Source organism: Streptosporangium nondiastaticum (assembly GCF_003011965.1).
Classification (GTDB): Bacteria; Actinomycetota; Actinomycetes; order Streptomycetales; family Streptomycetaceae; genus Streptomyces; species Streptomyces nondiastaticus.
Genome location: NZ_PXWG01000088.1, coordinates 1 through 26,502 on the forward strand (window position 1 = coordinate 1; position 26,502 = coordinate 26,502).

The 26,502-nt window shown below is 74.1% G+C and carries 23 protein-coding genes; 14 read left to right on the top strand and 9 right to left on the bottom strand.

Features of this window, described 5'->3' with window-relative positions; translation table 11 throughout:
- Positions 1–152: 152 nt before the first annotated feature.
- Positions 153–1,556, top strand: coding sequence for a cytochrome P450 (locus B7P34_RS24730; protein WP_106679942.1), 1,404 nt, complete (start codon positions 153–155; stop codon positions 1,554–1,556).
- A gap of 33 nt (positions 1,557–1,589) precedes the next feature.
- On the opposite strand, the gene B7P34_RS24735 is transcribed toward B7P34_RS24730, so the two are convergent.
- From B7P34_RS24735 to B7P34_RS24755, 5 genes are all read right to left on the bottom strand, one after another.
- The gene (locus tag B7P34_RS24735) at positions 1,590–2,696 is read right to left on the bottom strand and encodes an isoaspartyl peptidase/L-asparaginase family protein (protein WP_106679944.1); all 1,107 of its coding nucleotides are present in this window, start codon (positions 2,694–2,696) and stop codon (positions 1,590–1,592) included.
- 148 nt (positions 2,697–2,844) lie between these two features.
- Entirely contained in the window at positions 2,845–3,606 is a 762-nt protein-coding gene (locus B7P34_RS24740; RefSeq protein ID WP_106679946.1) for a class I SAM-dependent methyltransferase, read from the bottom strand.
- A 214-nt stretch (positions 3,607–3,820) separates the two neighbouring features.
- Positions 3,821–5,962 carry a PIG-L family deacetylase gene (locus B7P34_RS24745; RefSeq protein WP_223268188.1) on the bottom strand — a complete coding sequence of 714 codons (2,142 nt, stop codon included), beginning with the start codon at positions 5,960–5,962 and terminating at the stop codon, positions 3,821–3,823.
- Positions 5,963–6,378: 416 nt separating this feature from the next.
- Positions 6,379–7,137 (bottom strand): response regulator, encoded by a 759-nt coding sequence (locus tag B7P34_RS24750; RefSeq protein ID WP_106679978.1) that lies wholly within the window; start codon positions 7,135–7,137, stop codon positions 6,379–6,381.
- On the bottom strand, positions 7,134–8,378 hold the full coding sequence (locus B7P34_RS24755; RefSeq protein ID WP_106679950.1) for a sensor histidine kinase: 1,245 nt from the start codon (positions 8,376–8,378) through the stop codon (positions 7,134–7,136). The genes B7P34_RS24750 and B7P34_RS24755 overlap by 4 nt, the downstream gene beginning before the upstream one ends.
- Before the next feature lie 180 nt (positions 8,379–8,558).
- On the opposite strand from B7P34_RS24755, the gene B7P34_RS24760 reads away from it, so the two are divergent.
- From B7P34_RS24760 to B7P34_RS24770, 3 genes are all read left to right on the top strand, one after another.
- Positions 8,559–8,822 (top strand): hypothetical protein, encoded by a 264-nt coding sequence (locus B7P34_RS24760; protein ID WP_223268189.1) that lies wholly within the window; start codon positions 8,559–8,561, stop codon positions 8,820–8,822.
- Positions 8,823–8,951: 129 nt separating this feature from the next.
- Complete coding sequence (locus B7P34_RS24765; RefSeq protein WP_146166914.1) at positions 8,952–9,494, top strand: hypothetical protein; 543 nt, start codon at positions 8,952–8,954, stop codon at positions 9,492–9,494.
- Between the two features lie 306 nt (positions 9,495–9,800).
- Positions 9,801–10,961 (top strand): alpha/beta hydrolase, encoded by a 1,161-nt coding sequence (locus B7P34_RS24770; protein WP_106679954.1) that lies wholly within the window; start codon positions 9,801–9,803, stop codon positions 10,959–10,961.
- A 12-nt stretch (positions 10,962–10,973) separates the two neighbouring features.
- Here the strand turns inward: B7P34_RS24770 and B7P34_RS24775 are convergent, their stop codons facing one another.
- The gene (locus B7P34_RS24775) at positions 10,974–11,291 is read right to left on the bottom strand and encodes an ArsR/SmtB family transcription factor (protein ID WP_106679956.1); all 318 of its coding nucleotides are present in this window, start codon (positions 11,289–11,291) and stop codon (positions 10,974–10,976) included.
- 108 nt (positions 11,292–11,399) lie between these two features.
- On the opposite strand from B7P34_RS24775, the gene B7P34_RS24780 reads away from it, so the two are divergent.
- The 5 genes from B7P34_RS24780 (at position 11,400) to B7P34_RS24800 (ending at position 17,212) form a co-directional block, all read left to right on the top strand.
- The gene (locus B7P34_RS24780; protein WP_106679958.1) at positions 11,400–12,110 is read left to right on the top strand and encodes an SDR family oxidoreductase; all 711 of its coding nucleotides are present in this window, start codon (positions 11,400–11,402) and stop codon (positions 12,108–12,110) included.
- A gap of 100 nt (positions 12,111–12,210) precedes the next feature.
- Positions 12,211–12,891 carry an ArsR/SmtB family transcription factor gene (locus B7P34_RS24785; protein WP_106679960.1) on the top strand — a complete coding sequence of 227 codons (681 nt, stop codon included), beginning with the start codon at positions 12,211–12,213 and terminating at the stop codon, positions 12,889–12,891.
- Entirely contained in the window at positions 12,888–14,297 is a 1,410-nt protein-coding gene (locus B7P34_RS24790) for an MFS transporter (RefSeq protein ID WP_106679962.1), read from the top strand. Before B7P34_RS24785 ends, B7P34_RS24790 begins: the two co-directional genes overlap by 4 nt.
- A gap of 44 nt (positions 14,298–14,341) precedes the next feature.
- Positions 14,342–15,496, top strand: a complete 1,155-nt coding sequence (locus tag B7P34_RS24795; RefSeq protein WP_223268190.1) for an alpha/beta hydrolase family protein — start codon at positions 14,342–14,344, stop codon at positions 15,494–15,496.
- Between the two features lie 111 nt (positions 15,497–15,607).
- The gene (locus B7P34_RS24800; protein WP_106679964.1) at positions 15,608–17,212 is read left to right on the top strand and encodes an alpha/beta hydrolase; all 1,605 of its coding nucleotides are present in this window, start codon (positions 15,608–15,610) and stop codon (positions 17,210–17,212) included.
- 20 nt (positions 17,213–17,232) lie between these two features.
- Here B7P34_RS24800 and B7P34_RS24805 read toward each other — a convergent pair whose 3' ends face one another.
- Positions 17,233–18,285: a polyprenyl synthetase family protein gene (locus B7P34_RS24805; RefSeq protein ID WP_106679966.1), complete on the bottom strand. Its 1,053-nt coding sequence runs from the start codon at positions 18,283–18,285 to the stop codon at positions 17,233–17,235.
- Positions 18,286–18,364: 79 nt separating this feature from the next.
- Complete coding sequence (locus tag B7P34_RS24810) at positions 18,365–19,423, bottom strand: tetratricopeptide repeat protein (RefSeq protein ID WP_223268191.1); 1,059 nt, start codon at positions 19,421–19,423, stop codon at positions 18,365–18,367.
- A gap of 273 nt (positions 19,424–19,696) precedes the next feature.
- Between B7P34_RS24810 and B7P34_RS38820 the strand changes: the two genes are divergently transcribed.
- The 4 genes from B7P34_RS38820 (at position 19,697) to B7P34_RS24825 (ending at position 23,819) form a co-directional block, all read left to right on the top strand.
- Positions 19,697–20,587 carry a DUF692 domain-containing protein gene (locus B7P34_RS38820; RefSeq protein WP_223268192.1) on the top strand — a complete coding sequence of 297 codons (891 nt, stop codon included), beginning with the start codon at positions 19,697–19,699 and terminating at the stop codon, positions 20,585–20,587.
- Positions 20,580–21,101: a hypothetical protein gene (locus tag B7P34_RS38825; protein ID WP_223268193.1), complete on the top strand. Its 522-nt coding sequence runs from the start codon at positions 20,580–20,582 to the stop codon at positions 21,099–21,101. Before B7P34_RS38820 ends, B7P34_RS38825 begins: the two co-directional genes overlap by 8 nt.
- Complete coding sequence (locus B7P34_RS24820) at positions 21,098–22,087, top strand: TIGR04222 domain-containing membrane protein (protein WP_106679970.1); 990 nt, start codon at positions 21,098–21,100, stop codon at positions 22,085–22,087. Before B7P34_RS38825 ends, B7P34_RS24820 begins: the two co-directional genes overlap by 4 nt.
- 112 nt (positions 22,088–22,199) lie before the next feature.
- Positions 22,200–23,819 (top strand): phospholipase D-like domain-containing protein, encoded by a 1,620-nt coding sequence (locus B7P34_RS24825; protein WP_106679972.1) that lies wholly within the window; start codon positions 22,200–22,202, stop codon positions 23,817–23,819.
- A gap of 87 nt (positions 23,820–23,906) precedes the next feature.
- Here the strand turns inward: B7P34_RS24825 and B7P34_RS24830 are convergent, their stop codons facing one another.
- Positions 23,907–25,145, bottom strand: a complete 1,239-nt coding sequence (locus tag B7P34_RS24830) for a serine hydrolase domain-containing protein (RefSeq protein ID WP_106679974.1) — start codon at positions 25,143–25,145, stop codon at positions 23,907–23,909.
- A gap of 578 nt (positions 25,146–25,723) precedes the next feature.
- On the opposite strand from B7P34_RS24830, the gene B7P34_RS24835 reads away from it, so the two are divergent.
- A partial coding sequence (locus B7P34_RS24835) for a phosphatase PAP2 family protein (RefSeq protein WP_106679976.1) occupies positions 25,724–26,502 on the top strand: 779 nt, incomplete at its 3' end.

Sequence of the window (26,502 nt, forward strand, 5' to 3'; positions counted from 1 at the left end):
GCGGCCCGGCCGCCCCGCGGACGCCGGCCGCCCGCCCCAGGGCCGCCGGCCCCGGCCTCACCCGAACCGGCGGTACCGGCCGTGCAGTGATTCCTTCCGCGCGGGCGCGTTCGCTACGGTGGCCGTGCCCGGCGGACCCTGGAGGCAGATCGATGGCACCGCGTCAGGACCGGCCGCCCGCCGACTCCGGCCTGCGGGCGGGACGCGCGCCGGGAGCCCGGCCGCTGACGGGCCACCTGACGGCCCTGTACCGGACACCGCTGCCCTTCCTCGACGGCCTGCCGCGCCACGGGGACCTCGTCGAGATCCGCGTCGGCCGCCGACCGGTGTTCGTGCTCTGCCACCCCGCCCTCGTGCGCCGCGTCCTCACCGACGACCGCGTCTACGACCGCGACGGCGCCTCGTACGAGCGGTCCCGCCGCGCCATGGGCAACGGCCTCGCGACCTGCCCCCAGGCCGACCACCGGGCGCAGCGCCGGCTGATGCAGCCCGCCTTCCGCCCGGACCACCTGACCCGGTACGCCGCCGTGATGGAGCGGGCGATCGGCGAGACGGCGGACGGCTGGCGGCACGGCCGGGAGACCGACCTCGGCCGCGAGCTGTTCCTCCTCGCCACGAAGACCGCGATCCGCGCCCTCTTCGGCGCCGACCTGCCGCCCGCCGAGGCCCGGGAGCTGCACGACGCCCTGGACACCTTCCTCAAGGGCATCTACCGGCAGTCGCTCCTGCCGTGGGCCGCCCGGCTCCCCACCCCCGGCAACCGCCGCTACGCCCGGGCCCTGGCCTGCTGGCGGGCGCACACCACCCGTCTCATCGGCACCCACCGTGCGCACGCGGCCGAACAGACGGCCGGCCGGGCGGCAGCCCCCAGGAACGTCCTCTCCCACCTGCTGTCCGTCCGCACGCCCGACGGGACACCGGTCGCCGACTCCGCCGTCCACGACCAGTCCACCACCCTCGTCCTCGCCGGCATCGAGACCACCGCGGCCGCCCTCGCCTGGGCCTGCCACCTCCTGTCGCACCACCCCGGCGTCGAGGAGGAGCTGTACGCGGAGGCGCACGGCGTCCTCGGAGGGCGGGTCGCGACGCAGGACGACCTGCCCCGGCTGCCGCTGACGGCACGGGTCGTCACGGAGACCCTGCGCCTGTACCCGCCGGCGTGGCTCATCCCGCGCTCCACCACGGAGGAGACGGAGCTGGCGGGCCGGCGCCTCCCGGCCGGCAGCACGGTGGTGTTCAGCCCGTACGTCGTCCACCGCCGCGCCGACCTCTACCCCGAGCCCGCCCGGTTCCTGCCCGGACGCTGGGCCGCGGACGAGGCCTCGGGGGACGCGGACGACGCCGCCGGCTCCCTGCGGCAGCGCGCGTACGCCCCCTTCGGCCTCGGCGCCCACCGGTGCATCGGGGAGGCCTTCGCCCTCACCGAAGCGACGATGGTCCTCGCGACGCTGGCCGCCCGCTGGCGGCTGCGGCCCGTTCCCGGCGCCGTCGTCCGCCCGGCGGCCAGAGCCGTGCTCGCTCCCGAGCGCCTGCCCATGTACCTGTACGAGCGGTGAGCCGCTGTCAGGCCGTAGCGCCGGACGCGCTGCTCATTCGCCGGGGAACACCTTCGTGACCACCTCGCCGCCGGCGGTCAGATAGCCGTAGAGCATGCCCTCGCTGCTGTACGGGGCGGCGAGCACCCCCTGCGGATCGAGCGCTATCACGCCGCCGGTGCCGCCCAGGGCGGCCAGCCGCTCGTGCACGACCTCGCGGGCGGCCGAGGCCACGTCCCGGCCGCCGAACTCCATCAGGTGCGAGATCGTCGCCGTCGCGGCGCCCCGCAGGAACACCTCGCCGTGCCCGGTCGCGCTCGCCGCGACCGTGCCGTTCTTCGCGTACGTGCCCGCGCCGACGACGGGGGAGTCGCCCACCCGGCCCGCCATCTTGTTCGTCATCCCGCCCGTGGACGTCGCGGCCGCGAGGTCCCGCCCGCGGTCCACGGCGACGGCGCCGACCGTGCCCATGGCGGCCTCGCCGACCGCCTTCGCGCCCATGGCCGGCGTCCGCCCGCCCCCGCTGTGCCCCTTGGCCTCCATCAGGCTGTCCCAGCGCGCCTGCGTCCAGAAGTAGTCCTGGGTGACCGCCGGCAGGCCGTTGCGCACCGCGAAGTCGTCGGCGCCCTGGCCGGCCAGCAGCACGTGCGGGGTCCTCTCCATCACGAGCCGGGCCGCGGAGACGGGGTTGCGCACGTGCCGCACGCCGGCCACGGCCCCGGCTGCCTGGTCCGAGCCGCGCATGACCGACGCGTCCAGCTCGTGCCCCGCGTCCTCGGTGAACACCGCGCCCCGGCCCGCGTTGAACAGCGGGTCGTCCTCCAGGACCCGCACGGCCGCCTCGACCGCCGCCACGCTGCCGCCGCCGTCCCGCAGCACCTTCTGCCCGGCGCGCAGGGCACCGGCCAGCCCGTCGCGGTAGGCCTTCTCCGTACGGGCGCCGGTGTCCTCCCGCCGCAGCGCCGTCCCGGCCCCGCCGTGCACGGCCAGCACCACCCCGGTGGCCTCCGGCCGCGGCGGCGCCCCGCGGCCGGGCCGGACCGCCACGGACGTGGTGCCCGCGGGCTCCGCGGCCGGCTGCGAGAGCGCCGGGAGCGCCGCCACGACCGCCACCAGGGCGGCGAGTACCGGAACGATCCAGAGTCTCGAACGCACGCGCATGTGCCCTCTCCTCGCTCGCTCGGTGTCCCGCCCACCTTGCCGAGGAGAGCGCCGCGGCGGAACGGGATCCGGGGAAACGGCCGGGAACGACCGGGAACGGCCGCACGGGCTTGCAGGACTCGGTTCGGACGGGCGGGCAGGCCGCGGCTCAAACGGGCTTGCGGGCCTCGATGAGGAAGCGCGACGAGTGGGCCACGAACGGGCCGTCCGCCCGGATGCGCTCGTGCAGCTCGCGCAGGCGGTCGCGGTACTGCTCGACGGTGAAGCCGGGAACCATCCAGACCACCTTGCGAAGGAAATAGATCACCGCGCCGACGTCGAAGAACTCCATGCGCAGGGTCTCGGCGCGCAGGTCGACGACGCCGAGCCCCGCGGCCTCCGCCTCCCGCCGCTCGTCGTCGGGGTGGCGCCTGCGCCGGACCTCCTCCGGCTGCGGCCCCAGGAAGTACTCGACCAGCTCGAAGGCGCTGGCCGGGCCCACGTGCTGCGCGAGGTACGTGCCGCCGGGCCGCAGCACGCGGGCGATCTCCTCCCACCACACGGTCGCCGGGTGACGGCTGGTCACGAGGTCGAACGCCTCGTCGGCGAAGGGCAGCGGCGGCTCGTCGGGGTCCGCGACCACGACCGCCCCGAGGGGGTGCAGCAGCTTCGTCGCCTTCGCGACGTTGGGCGGCCAGGACTCCGTGGCCACCATCGTGCGGGGCAGCCGGCGCGCGCCGGCGAGGACCTCGCCGCCGCCCGTCTGGACGTCGAGGGCCGCGTCCACGTGGGCGAGGCGTTCGCTCATCGTGCGCTGATAGCCCCAGGAGGGCCGCTGTTCGGTGGCCCGGCCCTCCAGCCAGGAGAAGTCCCAGCCGGCCACGGGGACGGTCGCCGCCTCCGCGACCAGCTCGTCGAAGCTGCGCCGCACCTCAGGATTAACGGAAGGCTCGTCAGATGGCATATCAGAAGTAATACCCCAAAGGGCCTGAATGGCCCGGGAGGGCCGTCGCCGCCGGAGCCGGTCATTCACCTCTGGACGTGACGCCTTCACCTCTGGATGTGACACCTTCGCCTCTGGACGTGACAGCGGCTACGGGTGTGCGGCCCCGGCCCGTCCGGGCCGGGGCCGCACACCCGGGGGCCTACGACTCCACGTTCGTACGGGCGGCCTTGCCGTCGTGCGCGATCCAGTCCGTGAACGCGTCCTTGCCCGTACCGCGCAGCCGGGCGCTGCTGAGCCGGTTGTCCAGGCCCATGACGACGACGACCGGGTTGCCCTTGCCGTCCAGCGCGACGCCGGGGACACCGCGGTGCGGGATGCCCTCCTTGCCCCACGGGCCGGGCCGGCCCGAGCCGGCGGACAGCCGGATGCGGCCCTTGGCGTCGTGGTCCGTGAGGACGGTGGTGTTCCCGGCCTGGGCGACGGCGACCCGGCCGTGGCCGTGGAGCGGCTCGCACTGGGACGAGATCCGCCAGCCCTTGTCGTCGCCGAGTCGGTCGGCGACGAGCACGCGGGAGGTGTCCGGCTGGCGCACGGCCATGCGCATGCCGCCGTTCGCGAGGGGCACGAGGGACAGCGGGCCGGTGGTGGCGGGGAGCTTCGTGGGCTCGGTCATCTGCAGCGGGGCGCCGGGGCCCTGCGACATCCAGTGGTGCACGGTCTTCGTGTCGGCGGCCACGAGGTGGATCCGGCCCTGGCTGTCGAGGGCCGCGTCGAGCCCGTCCTCGGTCTTCACCGGCGGGCCGGACGTGGTCAGCGTCTCCCAGTCGGCGAAGTCCTTGCCGCCGGAGCCGCTGCGGAAGGCCACCTCGCCCTCGAAGGTGCGGACGAAGACGTGGACCGTGCCGTCCTTGCCGGCGGCGGCCACCGGGTAGCCCATCTCCATCGTGCGCTCGGGGTCCTGCTCGGGCGAGCCCAGCGACTCCCAGGGGCCGAAGGCCGGGGTGCCGCCGTTGCTGCCGGTCTGCAGGGCGGTGACGACCTCGCGCCGGTGCGGCTGGTCCTTCGCGGGCAGCACCGTGCGTATGGAGAACAGCTGGAGGGTGCCGTCCGCGTGGCTCAGCGCCTGTATCTGGCCCTCCAGCATCGAGCCGCCGACCGACGTGGGCGTGGACCAGATGCCGCTGCCCGCCTTCGCCTCGGTCCAGCACTGCGCGGCGCCGTCGAGGAGGCCGAACGCCGCGAGGCGGCCGTCGGGCAGGGGCTGCACCCAGCGCATCGTGCCGGGGGCGCGGTGGCGGCAGTTGCTCGACCAGCCGAGGTACTTGGTGTGCGAGGTCTTGCCGACCTTGCGGTCGCCGCAGCCCGCGTCGTCGTCGCAGTCCTTGCCGTCGGCCCACCCGTAGGTGTCGAGGAACTTGAGCTTGTGGTTCGTGGTGGCCTTGTCGAGGTTGGGCGGGAGGTGGGAGACCTCGTAGCCGACGTAGCTGTCCACGGCCGTCGGACGGGCGTGCTTGCGGCCCCAGTACTCGGAGAGCGCGGCCTGGGCGAAGAACGCCGACGTGGTGTGGTCCTGGTGGTCGTACTTGGCTATGCCGCGCAGGACGGGCGGGGCGTCCGGGAACTCCGGCGCCTTGGGCAGGTGCGTCGGGTTCGGGTCCAGGGTGCGGACCACCGTCGGCTGGTAGCGCTCGAAGATCGCGACGAGGGTGTCGATGACCTGCTGGCGGCCGTACTGGAAGGTGCGCTTGACCGGGCTGGCGGCCGGCAGCAGCGTCGTCAGCTTGGGCGTCGCCCCGAGCCACAGGCCGCGCAGGCTGTCCTTGCGCGGGTTGCGCAGGGTGCGGGCCTCGACCAGCTCCAGGAAGATCAACTGGACCTGGGGGGCGGCGCGCAGCGTGTGGAGCTCGACCTGGATGCCGGGCAGGAGGGACAGTGGCTCGACGGTCCAGGGGCTGAGCCAGTCGCCGGTGGCCATCTGGGCGGTGGCCTCGCGGAAGCCGTTGAGGCGGGCGCGGACGAATTCGCCGCGCTTCTCCGGGAGCTGCTTGTAGCCGCGGGCGTTCGACAGCTCGTTGCGGCCGTCGGACTCGCCGCCGGTGAGGCAGACCGTGACGGAGGGGCCGCCGCCGAGGATCGACTGCTCCAGCTCCGGGTTCATGAAGTAGAGGGAGTCGTCGGGGTGGGCGATGACGTGCACGAACGACTCTGCGGTCGTGGCCTTCGCGGGCCGCACCGGGGTGCCCTCGTGCCCCGGCTTCTTCTTCGCGTCGGGCGCGAGCCACTGCCAGGCCCCCACCGCGCCCGTTCCGAGGACGATGCCGCCGCCCGCGACCTGCAGCACGCGTCGGCGCGGTATGTGCCCTGGCACAGGTATTCCCCCAACTCTGCTGCGCTGGAAGCGCAGTGGAAAAGCGAAAGGGCGATTAGAACTAATCGCCCGTGGATCGTGAGTTCGATCTTATGAAACGCAACCTGCTGTTTCCCCGCTGTTTTGTAACAGCCGTACGTCGGCCGCATGTAGTTTCGTGCGCGGTTGCGCAACGCGGCCCGCCGTCCCGGGGCGGCGGTCACCCAGGGTGGCGTGGGGGTAGCAGAACGGCTTCCGGGGGCTGGAGCTTCCGGGGGCTGGAGAGGGTGCAGAGGGTGCGGGGCGGGCTCCGGAAGGGGTCTCCGGAGCCCGCCCCGGAGACCGGGAGAGGGGCCGGGGGCCCGCGGGTCGGCGGGCTTTTTCCCGGCGGCTTTTCCCCGCGGCGGGGCTCAGGCCTCCGTGTCGAGGCCACCCGCGTCGTGGACGAGCAGGGCGATCTGCACCCGGTTGTTGAGCCCGAGCTTGGTGAGGATGCGCGAGACGTGCGTCTTGACCGTGGCCACGCTCAGATAGAGCGAGCGGGCGATCTCCGCGTTGGACTGCCCGCGGCCCACCGCGACCGCGACCGCTCGCTCCCGGTCGTTGAGCAGGGCCAGCTGCCCCCGCGCCCGGTCGCCGCGGGTGTCCTGCTCCTGCGGCTGCTCGTGCCCGGTGACCCGGGCGATCAGCTGCTGCGTCACGGCGGGGGAGAGGACCGGCTCGCCCGCCGCGACCCGGCGCACCGCCGCGACGATCTCGGCCGGCGGGGTGTCCTTGAGGACGAAGCCCGCCGCCCCGGCGCGCAGCGCCCGCAGCACCTGCTCGTCGGCGTGGAACGTGGTCAGGACGATGACTTCCGGGGCCTGCTCGCGGCTGCGCAGCTCCTCGGTCGCGGCCAGGCCGTCCATGGCCGGCATGCGGATGTCCATCAGGATGACGTCGGGAGCGTGCTGCTCGACGAGCGAGGCGACCTCCGTGCCGTCGGCGGCCTCACCGACGATCCGGATGTCGGGCAGGCCGCCCAGCATGAACGACAGCCCGGCCCGCACGAGCGGGTCGTCGTCGACGAGCAGGAGCCGGATCGGCGGGGTCTGCGGCGAGCCGGGGCCGCTCGGGGCCGCCGGGTCCTGGGTGAGCCCGGGGCTGTGCGGGCGCTGCGGGGCGTTCATGGCCGCCACGGTAGCCAGCCGTGGATGCGGAAGCCGCCGTCAGGGGTGGGGCCGTGCGAGCAGCGGCCGCCGGCGAGGGCGGCACGCTCGGCCAGCCCGATGAGGCCCTGCCCGGATCCGGGCACCGCTGCGCCGCTCCGAGCGGTGGACCCGTCCGTCACGCCGGACCTGTCCGTCCCGCCGGGCTCGCCCGGCCCGCCGCCCGGCGGGTTGGCGACCTCGACCGTCAGGCCCGCCTCCGCGGAGCCCTCCACCCGGACGCTCACCTCGGCTCCTCCGGCGTGCTTACGGGCATTGGTCAGCGCCTCCTGCACGATCCGGTACACCGTGCGGCCCGTGGCCTCGGGCACCGAGGCGGCGTCAGCCACCCGCTGGTCGAGCACCACCTCCATGCCCGCCTGCCGGGACTCCTCCACCAGTTCCTCCAGCGCCGCCAGGGTGGGCTGCGGGCGGTCGCCGCCGCCGTCCGCGCCGGGGGCGCGGAGCACGCCGATCACCTCGCGCAGCTCCTCCAGGGCCTGGTGGGCGCTGTCACGGATCACCCCGGCCGCCCGGGCGACCTCCGCGGGCGGTGCGTCCGGCCGGAACTCCAGCGCGCCGGCGTGCACGCACAGCAGCGACAAACGGTGCGCGAGGACGTCGTGCATCTCGCGGGCGATGCGCTCTCTGGCCAGGCGCTGCGCCTGCTCCGCCCGCAGCCGCGCCTCCGTCTCGGCGCGCAGGGCGCGCTCGCGCAGCGACAGGACCAGCTGGCGCCGGGACCGGACGAACATGCCCCAGCCGATGACCGTGAGGACCAGCAGCACGCCCGTGGCCGTCGCCACGAGGAACGGCAGGTCGGGGTCGGGGCGCACGGCCGCCTGCACCGGCTCGCTGACCAGGGCCAGCCCGCCCACGGCGGCCACGGTCCGGAACGGCCGGTGCACCGCCACCGTGAACACCGCGACCAGCATGGCCCCGGAGGCCGGGGGCACGAACGTGCTGATCACGATCAAGGTCACGGCGAGGGGCACCGGCCACCGGCGGCGCGTCCACAGCGCGACGCAGGCGACGGCGCCCACGATCTGGTCGGCGGCGAGGAGCGCGGGCGAAACGTCCGGGTCCTTGCGCAGGGCCTCGGCGGCCAGTATTCCGATCACGGCCGCGAGCGCGAGGCAGAGGATGTCGACGACCCAGTCGCGCAAGCCGCGCGCCGCGCGCGGCCGCTCCTCCGTCATCGCTGCCCCTGCTGTCCCGTTCATGAACAGCCAATTTACTGAGCCGGCGGAGGGCGCGAGGGTCCGGGACGGCGGTCGTGTACCAAAGTCGCAGGGGCCGAGACTTTGGATGGTCCCGGGGCGCGGCGGAGGCTACTTCGGCCGGTGCCGCCGGAGCCTTCCGGGCGATGACCGGGGCCGGGTGGCGGCCGGAGCATGGCAGGCATGAAGAAGACGTTCGAAATCCTCGGCTTCATCCTCATGTTGCAGGGCCTGGCAGGCATCGTCCACGCCCTCACCGGCTGGTTCCGGTACGGGGTCGTGGTGCGCCACCTCGGCTTCCTCGACGGCTACGAGGTCTACGCGAGCATCGTGCTCGCCGTCCTCGGCGTGAGCATGCTCATAGCCTCCGACAAGGCCGACGCCTGGTCCGGAGCCGGAGGCGGGTCCGGGTCCGAGTCCGGGGGCGAGGGCGGGAAACGCATATGAGAGCGCTGTACGAGGGGAGGCCTTCCGGGAGGCTGCGTGGCCGGTTCGGGCTGCTGCGGCGGGGGAGCGGGCTTCCGTAGGCTCGTCGCGTAGGCGCGCATGTCCGGCAAGCGGTTCCAGGGGGTTGACGTGTTGTACGCATTCGGCTTCGAGCGGATCGGCGTCGTGGTGAGCGACCTCTACTTCGTCGACCCGGATCCGCTGCCCGGGCAGGCGTCCCCCGAGCGAGGGGTGCGCCTGGAGCTCCGGCTCTTCGAGCGCGGCGAGCCGTCCGGGTCCATCTACGCCGCGCGGCCGATCACGATCGCCCGCCCGCTGTGGCGCGTCGACCTGCTGCAGGACGCGGACGCCGCCCCGGGCACCTTCGACCGCACGCACCACCACCCGGACTTCGACGGCTGGATCCCCGGCCCGCGGGTCTTCGTCGAGGAGCTGTCCGCCGATCCACTGACCTGGCTGGCCGGGAAGCTCTCCGACGTTCCAGGTCTGCTGAAGGAGACCGGCATCTCCCCGGGCGAGCTCACCGAGGCCGATGCGGCCGGCCTGCGCGCGGCCGTGCCCGAGATCACGGACACCGTCCGCCGGCTGCTGGAGCGGGTCTGGGCCGGTGAGCTCGGCCGGCCGACGGACGGCTCGGGGCCGGTCACCAGCGCGCGGGTCAGCTGGCTGTAGCGGATCGGCTGGCTGTAGCGGATCGGCCGACGGGAGCCGATGGGTCGGGCCGATAGGCCGGCTGGAGCCGATGGGCTGGCCGGGACGGAGGGGCCGGCCGGGGTCGATCGGCCGGCTGGAGTCGACCGGCTCAGCCGCCGCTGCCGGCGGGCCACGTCGCCGGCAGCCCCCTACCCGGGCCCCACTGCCGGCAGCAGCCCCCTACCGGGGTATCACCCCAGGGTTGGCTCCCCGGGGTGACGTCGTCTCCGGCGTGCTCTTCCTAGCTTTCCCCCTGTCACCACACAGGGCGAGGGAGAGACGTTCATGGGCCGCTTCAAGCGCACGCTGGTCGCCGCCGCGCTGGCCACCACGGTCGTCGCGGGTACGGCGGGCTGGGCCGCCGGCAGCGAGCAGACGGCCGTCACCGGTCCGCCCGCGGGCGCGGCGGAGTGGCGCGCGGACCACTCCCTGCACCGCACGCTGCCGGACCCCGCGACGGCCACGCCGCGCACGGTCGCCGCGTTCTTCGCCGGCCTCACGGAGGACCAGCGCAAGGACCTGGCGGCCCGTCACGCCCTGATCGTCGGCAACCTCGACGGAGCCCCCGTCACCCTGCGGTACGAGGCCAACGCCCGGGCGATAGCCGCCGAGCGGGAGAAGGAGCTGGCCCGGGCCGGGAGCGCCGGCCTGTCGCGCGCCGTGCGCGAAGAGGCCCGGGAGCGGGCCGGCCGCTACGAGCGGCTCCTCGCACCCGGCCGGAGGATCCTGGCCTTCGACCCGCGGGGGCGCGGCCAGGTCGCCGAGGTGTTCGGCGACCTGGCGACGGCCCGGCACACCGCCGTCGTCGTACCGGGCTCGGACATTGACCTCGGCACCTTCGACCGCACGCACGACCGGTACGGCACTCCCGCCGGGATGGCCGGCGCGCTGAGGTCCGAGATGGAGCGCAGGGCGCCCGGCACCCCGACGGCCGTCATCGCCTGGGCCGGCTACACCACGCCCGTCGGCCTCGGCGTGGACGCCGCCACCGGCCGGCTCGCGCAGGCCGGGGCGGTCCGGCTGGAACGCCTGCTCGCCGGGCTGTCCGCCGCCGCGGCCTCGCCCGCGGCGCCGCCGCCCGCCGTGTTCTGCCACAGCTACGGCTCGGTCGTCTGCGGGCTGGCCGCGCCCTCCGTCGACCGCACCGAGGCGGCCGACCTCGTCGCGCTCGGCAGCCCCGGCATGCGGGCCGGTTCGGTGAAGGAGCTGCACACCGGTGCGCGCGTCTGGGCGGCCGCGCGCAACTCCTCGGACTGGATCGGCAACGTGCCCAACGTCGACCTCTTCGGCCTCGGCCACGGCACCGACCCGACCTCCGCGGAGTTCGGCGCCCGCATCGTCCCCACCCGTGGCGCCCACGGACACACCGGGTACTTCGCCCCCGGCACGGACTCCCTGCGCAACTTCGCGGACATCGCCCTCGGCGCGTACGCCTCGGTTCGCTGACCGCGCCGGGGGCTACGGCTCCCGCGGCGGGGGAGTGGCGCGCAGCACCGCGTCGAGCAGCCCGGGGAAGCGGGCGTCGAGGTCCTCCCGGCGCAGGGACACGGCCTTGGAACGGCCCGCCTTGTGCTCGCGCGTGATCCCGGACTCGCGCAGCACGCGCCAGTGGTGCGTGGCCGTGGCCTTGGTGATCTCCAGCGGAAGGCTGCCGCAGGTGCGCGCGCCGGGCGAGGCGTCGAGCTCGCGCACGATCCCCAGCCGCACCGGGTTGCCCAGAGCGGCCAGGACGTCCTCGACGAGGAGCTGCTCGGGGTCGGGGTGATAGGTGGCCATGAGGACGATCGTACGACGCATTTCGTACCGACAGGGAAATGAAGGTACGGTGATTTACGTACAGTCGTACCGAAGTCAGATCCTCAGCCGAACCCTGGGAAGTTCCCCATGTCTGCCGCCTCCGCCCCCGTCGCGATCGTCACCGCCGCAGCCTCCGGCATCGGTCGCGGCATGGCGTCCGAGCTCGCCGCCGCGGGCCATCGCCTCGTCCTCCTCGACATCGACGAGAGCGTCCACGACCTCGCCCGCGACCTGGGCGGCAGCGCGGTGACCGGTTCGCTCACCGACCCCGCCGGCCTCGCCCGGCTCGTCGACCACGCCCTGGAGCGCCACGGCCGCATCGACGCGGTCGTCAACGGTGCCGGCCACGCCAGGAACGGCGCGCTGCTGGACGTCACCGACGAGGAATGGCACGACGGCCTCGACATGCTGCTGCTCAGCGTCGTCCGGCTGGCCCGGCTCGTCACCCCGCACATGGAGCGCGCCGGGCGCGGGGCCTTCGTCAACCTCTCCTCGTACACCGCCTTCGAGCCGCTCGGCATGATCCCGGTCAACTCCGCCCTGCGGGCCGCACTCACGAGCTTCACCAAGCTCTACGCCGACCAGTACGCGCCCAAGGGCATCAGGATGAACAGCATCATGCCGGGCTACGTGGACAGCTGGCCCGAGCGGCCCGAGTTCCTCGCGAGGATCCCCGCGGGCCGGTACGCGACGGTGGCGGAGGTCGGCAAGCTGGCCGCGTTCCTCGTCTCGGACGCCGCCGCGTACATCAACGGCGAGTCCATCCGCATCGACGGCGGCGCCGGCCGGTCGCTGTGACGCCCGGCGGCAGCGCCCGGCAGCGCGCCGCCGCAGGGCTCGCCGGCCGCGATTGCCAAGGTTTCTTTGCAAAGAAACCTTGGCGGTCTAGCCTGGGGCCATGACCGATGTGATCCTCGACGCCAAGGGACTGCGCGCCCTGGCCCATCCCGTACGGGTGCAGCTCGTCGGGCTGTTGCGGGTGTACGGACCCTCGACCGCGACCCGGCTCGCCGAGCGGCTCGGCATCGCCTCCGGGGCGACCAGCTACCACCTGCGGCAGCTCGCCGACGCGGGCTTCGTCGTGGAGGACACCGGCCGGGGCAACGCCCGTGAGCGCTGGTGGCGCGCCGTCCACCAGGTCACCCGGATCGAGGGCGAAGACCTCGCCGGGCAGGAGCCCGAGGTCGCCCTCGGCTTCCTGCAGGGCGTCGCGGCCGGCCAGACCCTCCGCGCCCAGCTCGCCACCGCCGCGTACCCCGGCCTGCCGCGCCCCTGGCGCGAAGCGTTCGACATGAGCGACTGGATGCTCCGGCTCACCCCGCAGGAGGCCGTCGAACTCGGCGGCGAACTCCGGGCCGTCATCGAGCGGTACCGGCAGCACGCACCCGGCGCGGACGCCCCCGAGGGCACCGAGCGCGTCTCCCTGATCCTGCAGCTCCTGCCCGACCCGGGCGCGGCGGACGACCCCGAGGATCTACCGAGCGATGCCGACGGCCTACCGGGTAACGCCGAGGATCTACCGAGCGACGCCGAGGGCACACGAAGAGACGCTGGAAACGCGCCGGGGAGCGGCGCATGACCGGGTCCGTTCCGTCGCCTCCGTCGCCGCCCGGCCCGATACCCGGGCGCAGCATCCGCCCCCTCGCCGGCGTCCTCGCCGCGACCGCCGTCTCCCTGACCGGCACCCGCGTATCGGCGATCGCCCTGCCGTGGTTCGTCCTCGTCGCCACCGGCAGCGCCGCGCAGACGGGGCTCGTGGCCTTCTGCGAGATGACCCCGTACGTGCTGGTGAAGATGTTCACCGGCCCGCTGGTGGACCGGGTCGGGCCGCGCGTCATCTCGTGGTCGGCCGACTCCCTCAGCGCCGTCGCCGCCGCGCTGATCCCCGCGCTCCACGCCTTCGGCCTGCTGCCCTTCTGGCTCCTGCTCGCCCTCGTCGCCGTGATCGGCGCCGTGCGCGGGCCCGGTGACCTGGCCAAGGAGATCATGGTCCCGGAGGCGGCCGAGCGCAGCAGGGTCCCGCTGGAGCGGGCGACCGGCCTCTCCGGCGTCACCGAACGCCTCGCCTCCACCGTCGGCCCGGCGGCCGGCGGCGCGCTCGTGGCCCTCCTCGGCCCCATGGCCGGCATCGTCGTCAACGCCGTCTCCTTCGCCCTGGGTTCGCTCGTCATCGCGCTCGTCCTGCCCCGCGGCATGGGCGGCGCCGTACCGCCCGGAAGCGAGCCACGGGAAAGCGGCGAGGACAGTGCCCCCGCCGGCGAACCGGCAGGCTACTGGCGCCGCTTCGGCGAGGGCTTCACGTTCCTGCGCGGCGAGCCCCTGCTGCTCACCGTCATCGTCATGGTCGGCATCACCAACCTCCTCGAAGCGGGCTTCGCGGCCGTTCTCGTTCCCGTGTGGGCCGAGCGGTCCGGGGACGGTCCGGCCGTCATCGGGCTCACGAGCAGCGCCGCGGGCATCGCCGCGGTCTGCGGCAGTCTCGTCGCCGCCGCGCTCGCCCACCGGATGCGCCGCAGGCCCGTGTTCTTCGCCGGGTTCCTGGTCGCGGGCGCGCCGAAGTTCGTGGTCCTCGCCTGCGGCGCGCCGTTGTGGGCCGTGCTCGTCGTCTTCGCCGTCAGCGGCTTCGGCGGCGGCTTCCTCAACCCCATCCTCGGAGCCGTCTCCTTCGAGCGGGTGCCGCGCGCCCTCCTGGGCCGGGTGCGGGCGCTCGGTGACTCCCTGGCCTGGGCGGGCATCCCCCTGGGCGGCCTGCTCGCCGGGCTCGCCGTCACTTCCGCCGGGCTCGCGCCCGTCCTCCTGGCGGGCGGCGCGCTGTACTTCCTCACCACCAACCTGGCCGGCCTGCGCCCGGAATGGCGTGAGATGGACCGCGGGCGCGGGCGCGGCGCGAGGGATTCCGGGGCGGCGCAGTCCGCGGAGACCGCTCCGGCTGATCATCTCCGACCTGAGGCCGATGCCCGGGCCGGGGAGGGCCGCATAGCTTAATGATCATGATGTGGACATCGCGGAAGACATCGCGGCGGGCCTTCGTGGCCGCCGCACTTCTCACGACCCTCGCCGTCCCCCAGATCCCGGCCGTCGCCGCGGCGGCGTCCGGCCCGGCCGCGGTCCCGGCGGAGCGCGCCGGGACCGTGGCGGCGCCGGACCGGATCCCGGCGCCCACCGGCAAGGAGCCGGTCGGCACGAAGACCCTGCACCTCGTCGACACCTCGCGGCCCGACCCCTGGAAGCCCGCCGCCGGCAAGCGGGAGCTCATGGTCACGCTCTGGTACCCGGCGCGGCACCAGGGCGACCGGAACGCCCCGTACATGTCGAAGGAGTTGTCCAAGGCGTGGATCGGCAAGGAAGACCTGGCCGGCATGCGCACCAACTCCACCGTCGACGCCCGGCCGGCCGGCAAGCGTCGGCCGCTGGTCGTCCTCTCCCCGGGCTTCGGGATGAGCCGTGCGTCGCTCACCGGCCTCGGTGAGGACCTGGCGTCCCGCGGCTACGCCGTCGCCGCGGTCGACCACACCTACGAGGCTCCGGTCGAGTTCCCCGGCGGGCGCATCGAGAGTTGCGAGCTCTGCCGGAAGAACGAGGCCCTCCCCGCGGTCGCGCCGAACCGGTCCAAGGACATCCGGTTCCTGCTCGACCAGCTGACCGGCCCCCGCAGCCCCCTCGCCGTCGACGCCCGCCGGATCGCGGTCGCCGGCCACTCCATCGGGGGGGCGAGCGCGGTCCAGGCCCTCCACGACGACCCGCGCGTGGACGCCGCCGTCAACCTCGACGGCAACTTCTTCGGGGAGTTCGCCGGCGGGGTGAACAAGCCGGTGCTGCTGCTGGGCGCGCGGCGCGGCCAGGTCATCGACCCCGGGTCGGCCGAAGACCCCAGGGTGAACTGGGACCGGAGCTGGAAGCAGCTCACGGGCTGGAAGCGCTGGCTCGACGTCCCCGAGGGCGGGCACATGACCTTCACCGACGCGCCCTGGCTCGCCGACCGGTTCGGCCTGCCCGCCGGCACGCCGCCGGATGCCGTCACGAAGGGATACGGCACCTTGCACGGTCCCCGCTCGACAGCCCTCACCCGCGCCTACGTGGGCGCGTTCCTCGACCGGCACCTGCGCGGGGCCCCGAGCCCGTTGCTCGACCGGCCGTCCCCGGCCTATCGGGAAGTCACCTTCTTGAAGAGCCTGAAGAAGTAGCCGCGGGGCCCGGGTGGTACCAGTACCACCCCGGGAACGGATACCAGAGGGATCGTCCGCGGCCCCGCCGCCCGGGAACATCGAACCGTCAAGAAAAGCCCAGGAGGTTCGATGTTCGAGTCCAGGAAGTCGCGGCGGGCCGTCTCCGCCGCGTCCGTCGTGTCGGCAGCGGTGGCCGTGGTGATCGCAGCCACCGCGCTCCCGGCGGGTGCCGCGGCCGCGGCACCCCGGGCGGCCGGTGCGTCGCACACGGCCGGTGCGCCGCAGACGGCCGCGGCGGTGACCGTGCCCGAGCGGTACGCCTCCCAGAAGCTGGACTGGAAGCCCTGCCCCGAGGTGGCGCCCGGCCTGGAGTGCGCGCAGATGACCGTCCCGCGCGACTGGCACGCCCCGGACGCGGGCAAGGACCTCACCATCGCCGTGTCGCGCGTGAAGGCGGGCGACCCCGCCCAGCGGCGCGGCGTGCTGATGATGGCCGCCGGCGGCCCGGGCGGCTCCGGCCTCAAGCGGCCCGCCGGGCTCGCGAAGGCGGCGCCCTCCATAGGCGGCGCCTACGACATCGTCAGCTTCGACCAGCGCGGCGTCGGCGCCAGCACTCCGCTGCAGTGCCAGACCCAGGAGGAGCTCGACGCGTTCTTCGCCGGGGACTTCCGCGACCGCTCGCCCGAAGCCGTCCAGCGCGTCCTCGACAACTCCCGCAAGCTCGCCGAGGCCTGCGGCGCGAAGCACGGCGACCTCCTCCCGTACATCACCACCGAGCAGACCGTGCGCGACATGGACCTCCTCCGCTCCCTGCTCGGCGAGCGGAAGATCTCCTACTACGGAGCCTCCTACGCCACCATGGTCGGCGCCTATTACGCCTCCGTCTTCCCGCAGCGCGTCGAACGCGCCGTCCTGGACAGCAACATCGCCTTCGACGGCACGTGGGAGCAGTTCGAGACCGGTCAGCCCAAGAGCTTCCAGCGCCGCTTCGAACAGGACTTCCTGCCCTGGCTCGCGAAGAACGACGCCACCTACCACTACGGGAAGACCGCCGCCGACGCCAAGGCCACCTGGGAGCGCCGCCGCAGCGCCCTGCACGACCGGCCCCTCAGCCTCGACGGAGGCAGGACCAAGGGGAAGACCGTCGACCCCAACCGCTTCGACAGCGGCACCATCCAGGCCGTCTACAACTCGCAGCAGGGCTTCCCCGGCCTCGCCACGGCCCTGGCCGCGCTGGAGCACTGGGAGTCCGCCACGGCCGCGGAGCGCCAGATGGCCGACAGGGTCTTCGGCTCGTACCTCTCCCCGAACTTCTTCGCCGAGTTCCTCGCCGTGACCTGCGCCGACACGCCCTGGAACCGCGACACGGAGCACTGGGTCCGGCGCAGCGGCGAGGACACCGCGAAGTACCCCCTGATCGGCGCCCGGGAGCTCGCGTTCTCCGCCACCTGCGCGGCGTGGCCCACGGCCCCCGGCCCGCGCGTGAAGATCACCGGCAAGGGCGTGCCGCCCGTCCTGATGCTCAACTCCCTGCACGACCCGGCCACGTACTACGAGGGCGCGCAGCGCGCCCACCGAGCCCTGAAGGGCTCGCGCCTGGTCACCGTCCCCGGCGGCGACCACGGCGTCTACGGCGGCGGCAACGCCTGCGCCGACGGCATCGTCGACAAGTACCTCCTGTCGGGGGAGCTGCCCGCACGGGACGTCACCTGCGAGGCCGCACCGGCCGTGTAGCGCCGCCGCCCGCAGCAGCCCTACAGCCGCCGCTCCAGGAGATGCCCGGAGAGCGCGACGAGTTCACCGGTCGCGCTCTCGGCGAGCCCGGCGCCGCGCAGGCACGCCTGCGCGGCCGCGGCGTGGCGGCGCGCTTCCTCCAGGGCGAAGTCCCGGCCGCCCGCCGCCTCCACCAGGGCCGCCGCACGCTGCGCGGCAGCGGCGTCCGGCGCGGCTCCCGAGCCCAGCAGGCGGGTCAGTTCGCGCCCCGTCGCGCCGCCGCCCCGGGCGACGGCGGCGAGCACGGGCAGGGTCTTCTTCCGCCGCAGCAGGTCGCTGTGCACCGGCTTTCCCGTCGTGAGCGGGTCGCCCCAGATCCCCAGCAGGTCGTCCACGGCCTGGAACGCCACGCCCAGCCGCCGGCCCGCCTCCGCGAGGGCGCTCGTCTGCAGCGCCGGGGCGCCCGCGAGGACCGGGCCCAGGGACAGCGCGCAGCCCAGCAGGGCGCCGGTCTTGCGGCCGGCCATCGCCTCGTACTCCGGAATGGCCACGGCGTCCGGCCCGGCCCACGGCCGGTCCTCGAACAGCAGGTCGTCGGCCTGCCCGCGCACCAGCTCGCCCAGGCAGTCCGCGAGGTGCGCCACCGCGCGGCCCGCGTGCCCGCCCCCGGCCCCCGCCACCGTCTGCACGGCGAGCGCGAAGAGGGCGTCGCCCGTCAGGACCGCCGGGCCCGTGCCGAACGCCTTCCACGCCGCGTCACGGTGCCGCCGCCGCTCGTCCCCGTCCATGATGTCGTCGTGCACGAGCGAGAAGGTGTGCACCAGCTCGACGGCCACCGCCGCCTGCACCGCCGCCTCCTCCGGCGCCCCCACCGCCTCCGCGCCGAGCAGGGCGAACGCCTGGCGGACGCCCTTGCCGCCGGGGGACGCGCCCGGAGTGCCGTCGGCCTCGCACCAGCCGAACGAGAACGCCGCCATCCGGCCCGGCAGCGGGTGCAGAGTCGCCACGGCGGCTCTGAGCGCCGGCTCCACCAACTCCCTGGCACGGGCCATCGCCTGGGGCGCGGGGGCGCGGAGACCGGTCTGCGTGGGCATGGGGCTTCTCTTTCCTGTGGTGGGCCCGGCGCGAGGAGCGCCGCACGGGCGGAGGACGTACGGGACGGAGGTCGTACGGTCAGGCGGCCGGCCGGGCACCGGCCGGCGCCAACCCCAGCTCGGCCCGCGCCGCCTCGACCATTTCCCGGGCGTGCAGCAGCCCGATCCTGCCGAGCGTGCGGTGCAGGTCGTCCAGCTCCGCGGCCGTCGCGGCGCGGTCGTGCCCCAGCCGGGCCCGGGACTTGACCAGCCCCAGCCGGGCCAGCGCCGCGCCCCGCGGCTCCGCCATCTCCTCGAACTCCGCCAGCGCGCCCCGGTAGCACTCCTCGGCCTCGGCGTAACGGCCCGCGCGGAACAGCACGTTGCCCCGCATCTTGTGGTTGTAGGCGAGCGCGCTCACCAGCTTCATCCGCCGGCACGTCCCCTCCGCCTCCGACAGCAGCTCCAGCGCCCGGCCGGTCCCGCCCTTCAGGGACAGGACGTCGGCGATCCCGCGCAGCGCCCACGCGTGCCCGCGGGCGTCGTCGGCCTTGCCCGCTATCTCCGCGGCCTCCTCGAACATCGCGAGCGCGGTGTCGTACGAACCGGAGTTGCGGTGCATCTGCGCGATGCCCTCCAGCGCCCACACCGTGTGCCGGGCCTCGCCCCGGCGCCGGGCCTCCGCCAGCAGCTGCTCGTGCAGCGCGCCGACGGCCTCGTAGTCGCCCTGGATGCGGCCGGTCTCGGCCAGGCCCGCGAGGGAGTAGCCCCGGGCGACGACGTCGCCGCCCCGCTCGGCGAGGTCGGCGGCGATGCCGAGCCACCGGCGGGCCAGGGCCAGTTCGCCGCGCTGCCGGGCGAGCGTGCCGCCGCTCCACACGGCCCACGCCATCGCCCCCTGGTCACCGGCCTCCCGCGCAGCCCGGTAGCTCGCCTTCCACGCGCGGTCGGCCTCCGCGACCCGGCCGAGCCGCCGGCTCGCCTCGGCCACGGCCAGCCCGGCGTGCGCCGCGTCCAGGGCGGAGCCCGCCAGCTCGGCCCGCTGCTGCTGCTCGACGGCCTTGGCGAGCACTTCCTCAAGAGAAGCGTTCACCGAGAGGTCCTCCAGGGAGCCCCGGTACTCGGGAGCAAATGCCTTGCCGTACATGGTCCGCCTCACGTCGGGGTTCCGGAATCGCTCGGGAGGGCGCGACGCGGTGGAGCCGCGCGGCCTGCCGATGATCAAGAAACTACGGCCCGGGACCACTGCGGGTAATCAGACCGTGAGGCGGTGTTCCGTACATCTGAGGTCCGGTGCGGACGGCGCGGGTCATACGCGAGATGTACGGGGACCGGGGGCCGGGAGAAGGATTTGTAAAGTGTCCCGCTGGGAAATGCCCTGGTACAGGCGTTCGGCGCCAGGGGGAGAACGGGAAAGACGGGGGGCGGGACCATGAGCGATTCCGGTGTGCCCGGCGCGCTGGGCACGGGGGTCGGCTGGCGGCCGGAGCTCGCCGGTGCCCTCGCCGGGCCGGTCCGCGCCGACTGGGTGGAGGTCGTGGCCGAGAACATCTGCCCCGGCCACCTCCCCGAGCCGCTCCGGCGGCTGCGCGAGCGCGGCACGACGGTGATCCCGCACGGCGTCTCCCTCGGCCTGGGCGGCGCGGACCGCCCGGACCTCGCCCGGCTCGCGGCGCTGGCCGAGCGCGCCGAGGCCCTCGGCTCACCGCTCGTCTCCGAGCACATCGCCTTCGTGCGCGCCGGAGGGCCGCTGACCGGCTCGCCGCGCATCGAGGCCGGCCACCTGCTGCCCGTGCCCCGCACCCGCGACGCCCTGGACGTCCTGTGCGAGAACGTCCGCATCGCGCAGGACATGCTGCCCGTGCCGCTCGCCCTGGAGAACATCGCGGCCCTCATGACCTGGCCCGGCGAGGAGCTGACCGAGGGCCGGTTCCTCGCCGAGCTCGTCGAGCGGACGGGCGTGCGGCTGCTGATCGACGTCGCCAACCTCCACACCAACCACGTCAACCTGGGTCAGGACCCGGCGGCCGCGCTGGACGAGCTGCCGCTCGACGCCATCGCCTACGTGCACGTGGCCGGCGGCGTCGAACGGGACGGCCTGTGGCACGACACCCACGCCCACCCCGTCACCCGGCCCGTCCTCGGCGTCCTCGCCGAACTGGCCTCCCGCGTCGCCCTCCCCGGCGTCCTCCTGGAACGGGACGACGCCTTCCCCGGGGCGGACGAGCTCGCGGCGGAACTCGACGCGGTCAGGGCGACGGTGGCCGGAGCGCGGCGCTCCGCGCGGCCGGCGCGGCGGCAGAAGGAGGCCTCCGGTGTCTGAACACATGGACCCCATGGACTCCATAGGCCCCTCGGACCTCACTGCTCCCAGCGCCGACGCCGCACGGCTGCGCCTCGCGCGGGCCCAGCACGCCCTGCTCTCGGCGCTCGTCGCGGACGGGCCCACGCCGGCCGGTCACGACCCGCAGCGGCTGCGGACCCAGCGCCGGGCACTGCTGGGCAAGCGCGCGGAGGTCGTCGCGAAGGTCGCGCCGGAGCTGCCTGACATCCTCGGGGCGGACTTCCGGCGGCTGTTCCTCGACCACGCCCGCGGGCGCCCCATGCGCCACGGCTACCGCCAGGACGCCCTCGACTTCGCCGCCCGGCTCCTGGAGACGGACGGCGCACTCACCGGCCCCGGGCAGCGGGAGCGCCTCGCCGCATGGCGGGAGGCGCACGACGCGGCGGACCGGGCGGCGGACCGCACGGCCCCGCCCCGCCCGCCCTCCGCGCGCCTCGCCACGGCCTGGCGCATTTTGCGTTCACGCGTGACCCGAAAGGCAACCGACCTATGACCAGCGGCATCGTCGTGCTCTCCGTCGTGATGTACCTCGCCCTCCTGGTGCCCTCGGCCGGGCTGATCGTCACGCGCAACCGCACGCTCGCCGGCCCGCCGGCCGTACCGGGCGAACCCGGCCTCCTGGAAGTCGCGTACCTGCGGGGAGGCCCGATCCGCGTGGTGGACACCGTCATCGCCCGCATGTGCGAGGACGGGCGGGTCTCCGTCAACAGCACCGGCGAGCTCAAGGTGGAGCGGGCCGCCGCGTTCAACGCCGTGGAACGCGCCCTGCTGGCCCGGTGCGGCCCCGACTGGGGCACCAAGCTGTACCGCCTCCGCGTCCAGCTGCAGTTCGACGCGGCCGTGGACGGCGTCAGCAGCTCGCTCGTCAAATGCGGGCTGCTGACGTCCCCCGCCGCGGAGGCGAAGTGGAAGCGTGCCGCGGACGTGCAGGTGGGCGGCCTCGTCGTCGGGGGCGTCATCGCCCTGGGGCTGCTCGGCGTGCCCGCCGCCCTGCCGGTGGCGATCGTGGCGCTCGTCCTCCTCGCGGGCGGCATCAAGCTCCGCAGGGCGTACGGGCCGCGCCCGAAGCCCGGGCTGACGCCGCGCGGGCAGGAGTTCACCGACCGGGTGGGGAGGACCGGTCCCTGGAGCGTCCGCACGTCCGCCGAGCACCCGGAGGGCGTCGCGGGAGTCGTCGCCGTCCACGACACGGTCGGGCCGGAGCCGGACCAGCCGTACCTGCACCAGCTGAGGCTGGCGGTGCGGACGCGCCCCGCCACGAGCACGACCGCGAAGCGCTCCAAGTCCGCGAAGGCCGGGAAGTCCTCCTCTTCGTACTACTCCTGCTCCTCCTCCAGCGCCGGCTCCAGCTGTTCCAGCGCTTCCAGCTGCTCCTCCGGCTCCCATCACTCGGGTCACTCGGGCCACTCCAGCTGCTCCTCCGGTTCCTCCTGCTCCAGTTCGAGCTCCAGCTGCGGCGGCAGCAGCTGTTCTTCGTGAATGGTCCTGGACGGTTCCTCCTGAACGCTTCCTTCCGGTGAGCTGGTAGCTTCACCGGGTGATCACTTCTTGATCACCTGGTCGTTACCAGCACCCCCGTAAAGGAAGCACCTTGGCTCGTCACCGGCTCCGCCGTTTAAGCCGTACCACCGGCCCCGCGGCGGTCTCCGCCCTCGTCCTCGCCGCGCTCCCCGCGACCCCGGCGTCCGCCGACTCCTCCGCCACCCCGCACCTCGACGCCGTCGAGCAGACCCTCCGTCAGGTCTCGCCCGGCCTCGAGGGCCGCGTGTGGGAGCGCACGGCGGGCAACGCGCTCGACGCCCCGGCCGGTGACCCCGCCGGCTGGCTGCTGCAGACCCCCGGCTGCTGGGGTGACGCGAACTGCACCGAGCGCCCCGGCACGAAGCGCCTGCTGGCCAGGATGACCGAGAACATCTCGAAGGCCACGCGCACCGTCGACATATCCACGCTCGCCCCGTTCCCCGACGGGGCGTTCCAGGACGCGATCGTCGCCGGCCTGAAGAAGTCCGTGGAGAACGGCAACAAGCCGAAGGTCCGCGTCCTCGTCGGGGCCGCGCCGGTCTACCACGTGAACGTGCTGCCCTCGAAGTACCGCGACGACCTGCGCGACAAGCTCGGCAAGGCCGCCGACGGCATCACGCTCAACGTCGCGTCGATGACCACCTCCAAGACCGCGTTCTCCTGGAACCACTCCAAGCTCCTGGTCGTGGACGGGCAGTCGGCGATCACCGGCGGCATCAACAGCTGGAAGGGCGACTACGTCGACACCACCCACCCGGTGTCCGACGTCGACCTCGCCCTGACCGGCCCCGCCGCCGGCTCCGCGGGCCGCTACCTGGACGAGCTGTGGTCCTGGACCTGCGAGAACAAGAGCAACATCGCGAGCGTCTGGTTCGCCGCCTCCCCGGGCGCCGGCTGCATGCCCACGATGGAGAAGGACGCCAACCCCGCGCCCGCGCCGGCCACCGGGAACGTCCCCGTCATCGCCGTCGGCGGACTGGGCGTCGGCATCAAGGACTCCGACCCCTCCTCGTCGTTCCGGCCGGAGCTGCCGTCGGCGTCCGACACCAAGTGCGTCGTGGGCCTGCACGACAACACCAACGCCGACCGCGACTACGACACGGTCAACCCCGAGGAGAGCGCCCTGCGCGCCCTCGTCGGCAGCGCGCGCAGCCACGTCGAGATCTCTCAGCAGGACCTCAACGCCACCTGCCCGCCGCTGCCGCGCTACGACGTCCGCCTCTACGACGCGATCGCGGCGAAGCTGGCCGCCGGCGTGAAGGTGCGCATCGTCGTCAGCGACCCCGCCAACCGGGGCGCCGTCGGCAGCGGAGGCTACTCGCAGATCAAGTCGCTGAACGAGATCAGCGACCTCCTGCGCAACCGCCTCTCGCTGCTCCCCGGCGGCGCGCAGGGCGCGAAGACGGCCATGTGCAGCAACCTGCAGCTCGCCACCGCCCGCAGCTCGGACAGCGCCAAGTGGGCGGACGGCAAGCCGTACGCACAGCACCACAAGCTGGTCTCGGTGGACGACTCGGCCTTCTACATCGGCTCGAAGAACCTCTACCCGTCCTGGCTGCAGGACTTCGGGTACGTGGTGGAGAGCCCGGAGGCGGCCAAGCAGCTCGGCTCCGAGCTGCTGGCCCCGCAGTGGAAGTACTCGCAGGCGACCGCGACCTTCGACTACGCCCGCGGGATCTGCCAGGGCTGAGCACCTGACGGCCCCCGCCCGCAGGAAACCGCGGCCCGCGGCTGGTGACAGCCGCGGGCCGCGGTCATTCCATGAGCTCCGGCCGCGTCAGCGCAGCGTCATCACCTTCTGCGGCGCACGCTCGGGCGTACGGGCGGCGGAGTCCCCGGAGGGCGTCTTGCCGCAGTACTCGCCCTCGACCAGCGCGGTGAGGTCGCCGGCCCAGTCGCCGTTCAGGTTGAAGGCGGCGGTGTGCTTGCCGCCGGCCGTGGAGGCGGCCATGGTGAGGGACCCGTGGATGCCGCCGGTGTGCGACCACACGGTCACCCCGCACGACAGCGGGATCTCGGCGACCCCGAGCCCGTAGCGGGCGCCGGGCAGCTTGCCTCCGGTGGAGACGGTGGTCATCAGCTCGCGCTGCTGGGCCCCGGGCAGCAGCTTCCCGCCGATCAGGGCCCCGTAGAAGCGGTTGAGGTCGCCGGTGGTGGAGATGATCTCGCCGGCGGCCCAGCCCCACGAAGGGTTGAGCTCGGTGGCGTCGAAGGGCTTCGTGGCCGGGTCCGCGGAGAGGGCCGAGGTGTAGGCCGTGCCGTGCGGGTCCGGCATCTTCGGCGACGTGCCCGGGAGGGTGGTGCCGCGCAGGCCGAGGGGCCGGATGATGCGCCGCTCGATCTCGGTGGCGTACGAGTGGCCCGTCACCTTCTCGGTGATCAGGCCGGCGAGGATGTAGTTGGTGTTGGAGTAGTTCCAGCCCTCGCCCGGCCGGAAGTCCGGCGCGTGCGACGTCGCGATCTTCACCAGCTCGGCCGGCGTGTGGGTCTCGAAGCGGTGCTCCCGGAAGCCGGGGCCGAGCAGCTTCTGGAATTCGGGGTCCGCGGTGTAGTTGTAGACCCCGCTGGTGTGGTTGAGCAGCTGCCGGACGGTTATCCCGCGGCCGTCGTGGCCGTTGCCCCGGACCACGCCGGGCAGCCAGCGGTCGACGGAGTCGTCCAGGCTCAGCCTGCCCTCGGCCTCCAGCTGGAGGAGGACGACGGAGGTGAAGACCTTGCTGACGCTGCCGATGCGGAAGCGGTCCTGGGGGAGGCGCGGGCGCCCGGTGTCGAGGTCGGCGACTCCCGCGGACCCCTGCCAGGTGCCGCCCGCGTCCCGGGTCTGCCCCAGGACGCCGGGTATGCCCGCCCGTATCTGGGCCTCCATGGCGCTGCGGGTGGCGGAGTGCCGGTCGTGGCGCCCGGAGGCGGTGCCGTCGGCCGTGCCGGCCGCCGCGGGGACGGTGAGGACCGCCGCGGTCACCGCCGCGGTGGCCAGTGCTCCCGTCATGGCTCTGTGGATGGTGCGCATGGTCATGGCGTGCAACCCCTCTGCTCCGGCCGGTGTGCGGACACGAGGCAGGACTTCGCCGGGGCGCCCGGGGTTGAAGCGCCCTGTGGGGGAGGAGCGGGATCCGGCCACCGGGAAGGGAACGCCCGGGTCGGGGGCCGGGGGCGCGATCAGGGTGTGCGACCGGGTCGCGATCAGTGTGTGCGACCGGGTTGAGATACCGCACAGAATCCACCGCGCGGGAACCGCGGAGGGAACCGTGGCGTCGAGGGTGACCGCCCCGGCCCGGACGGCCTTGCCCCACGATCGGCTGAATCCCGCCCCCCGCAACCGCTCCGGCACTGCGCGGCCGCCGTCTTCCCGTCCGGCCGGGTTCTCACCGTCGGGTATAACTCGCTCACCCAGGGTGCTCCGCGCCCGGTGGGCGGCCGGCGCCCGCGGCCCGTGCCGGCCGCCCGCGGCGGGCGCCCCCGAGGGGGCACGGGCGCGGCGCGTGTAGCTTTGCCGTACAGCCGTGCCGTCGTCACCTCTGCGGCAGGCGATCGTCACCTTCGCGTGTACTGCCGTGCCGGTACCGCCCTACCGATTCAAAGGACGCCCCACCCATGCCGTACGTGCGCCACTGGTTGCGCAACTCCGTCCTGCTGTTCGCCGTCGCGATCGCGCTGGGCCTGGTCGCGGTGCACACCGATCTCATCCAGCCGCACGACCTGAAGCTGGACCGCACGGTCCAGACCACCTTCCGCACCGGGTGGCTGAACGTGGTCATGGAGGGAGTCAGCGCCCTCGCGTCGCCGATCGCGGGCGTCCTGATCCTCGCGGCCTGGAGCGGCTGGCTGCTGTTCGTGCAGCGCCGGCCGGTGACGGCGGTCTCCACCTTCCTCGTCGTCGCGGTCGGCTGGAACAGCACCCAGCTCGCGAAGGCCATCGTCGCCCGGCCCCGGCCGCCGCGGGAGTTCATGCTGGACCCCGAGATCGGCTCCAACAGCTTCCCCAGCGGCCACACCGCCTTCACCGTGGCCGTGGTCATCGCCGCGTACTTCCTCTTCCGGGAGTCGCGCCACCGGCGCACCGTGCTGGTCGCCGGCGCCTTCGCCGTGCTGCTCGTCGCCTTCTCCCGCTGGTACGTCGGCGCCCACTACCCGACCGACACCCTCGGCTCGGTCCTGATCGCCTCGTCCGCGATCCTCTTCGTCACCGGCGTCTGGCACGCCTGGCTGCTGCCGCGGCTCTACCGCATCCCGCTGCTGGAGCGCTTCGGCCTGGACCAGGAGCTCGCCGAGCTGGAGGCCGCGGAGCACGGCGGCCACCACGGCCACACGCGTTCCGTGCCGCACAGCCGGCGTCGCGGCGGGGGCGGGGGCGGGGGCGGCGGCGCGGCCTC

Bases quoted from the DNA above. Each gene is read 5' to 3' on its own strand.
- B7P34_RS24730 (WP_106679942.1), top strand. From the start codon at position 153: ATGGCACCGCGTCAGGACCGGCCGCCCGCCGACTCCGGCCTGCGGGCG.
- B7P34_RS24735 (WP_106679944.1), bottom strand. From the start codon at position 2,696: ATGCGCGTGCGTTCGAGACTCTGGATCGTTCCGGTACTCGCCGCCCTG.
- B7P34_RS24750 (WP_106679978.1), bottom strand. From the start codon at position 7,137: ATGAACGCCCCGCAGCGCCCGCACAGCCCCGGGCTCACCCAGGACCCG.
- B7P34_RS24755 (WP_106679950.1), bottom strand. From the start codon at position 8,378: ATGAACGGGACAGCAGGGGCAGCGATGACGGAGGAGCGGCCGCGCGCG.
- B7P34_RS24760 (WP_223268189.1), top strand. From the start codon at position 8,559: ATGAAGAAGACGTTCGAAATCCTCGGCTTCATCCTCATGTTGCAGGGC.
- B7P34_RS24770 (WP_106679954.1), top strand. From the start codon at position 9,801: ATGGGCCGCTTCAAGCGCACGCTGGTCGCCGCCGCGCTGGCCACCACG.
- B7P34_RS24775 (WP_106679956.1), bottom strand. From the start codon at position 11,291: ATGGCCACCTATCACCCCGACCCCGAGCAGCTCCTCGTCGAGGACGTC.
- B7P34_RS24780 (WP_106679958.1), top strand. From the start codon at position 11,400: ATGTCTGCCGCCTCCGCCCCCGTCGCGATCGTCACCGCCGCAGCCTCC.
- B7P34_RS24785 (WP_106679960.1), top strand. From the start codon at position 12,211: ATGACCGATGTGATCCTCGACGCCAAGGGACTGCGCGCCCTGGCCCAT.
- B7P34_RS24790 (WP_106679962.1), top strand. From the start codon at position 12,888: ATGACCGGGTCCGTTCCGTCGCCTCCGTCGCCGCCCGGCCCGATACCC.
- B7P34_RS24800 (WP_106679964.1), top strand. From the start codon at position 15,608: ATGTTCGAGTCCAGGAAGTCGCGGCGGGCCGTCTCCGCCGCGTCCGTC.
- B7P34_RS24805 (WP_106679966.1), bottom strand. From the start codon at position 18,285: ATGCCCACGCAGACCGGTCTCCGCGCCCCCGCGCCCCAGGCGATGGCC.
- B7P34_RS38820 (WP_223268192.1), top strand. From the start codon at position 19,697: ATGAGCGATTCCGGTGTGCCCGGCGCGCTGGGCACGGGGGTCGGCTGG.
- B7P34_RS24820 (WP_106679970.1), top strand. From the start codon at position 21,098: ATGACCAGCGGCATCGTCGTGCTCTCCGTCGTGATGTACCTCGCCCTC.
- B7P34_RS24830 (WP_106679974.1), bottom strand. From the start codon at position 25,145: ATGACCATGCGCACCATCCACAGAGCCATGACGGGAGCACTGGCCACC.